The organism is Vibrio sp. 1288, from assembly GCF_033344475.1.
Genome location: NZ_JAWPOX010001137.1, coordinates 1 through 515, shown reverse-complemented (window position 1 = coordinate 515; position 515 = coordinate 1). Strand labels below are relative to the sequence as shown.

1 protein-coding gene is annotated in these 515 nt (G+C 47.4%); it reads right to left on the bottom strand.

Translation table 11 applies throughout. The annotated features are described in order from the left end of the window. Window positions 1-514: GTP-binding protein (locus tag R8O11_RS31315; protein WP_318195404.1), on the bottom strand; the 514-nt coding region annotated here is incomplete at its 3' end. Window position 515: the final 1 nt, after the last annotated feature.

The following is a 515-nucleotide window of genomic DNA, read 5'->3' as shown; positions in this document are numbered from 1 at the left end:
CTGGTGCTGGAATTGCTGATACGATGTTTTCTAGAACGTCCTCAACACCCAGACCTGTCTTCGCAGAACAGCGTGTTGCTTCCATCGCATCAATACCAACGATTTCTTCAATTTCTTCAGCTACACGTTCAGGATCAGCGGCTGGCAAGTCGATCTTGTTTAGGATTGGCACTACTTCCAGATCCATTTCGATCGCGGTGTAACAGTTAGCAAGTGTTTGCGCTTCTACACCCTGACCAGCATCAACAACCAATAGCGCGCCTTCACAAGCCGCTAGAGAACGTGATACTTCGTATGCAAAGTCTACGTGTCCCGGAGTATCGATGAAGTTCAGCTGATAAGTTTCACCGTCTTTAGCGGTGTAGTTTAGCGTCACACTCTGAGATTTAATGGTGATACCACGCTCACGTTCAAGATCCATTGAATCCAGAACCTGTGCGGCCATTTCACGATCGCTTAATCCTCCACAAACTTGGATTAAACGGTCTGATAGGGTCGACTTACCATGGTCGATG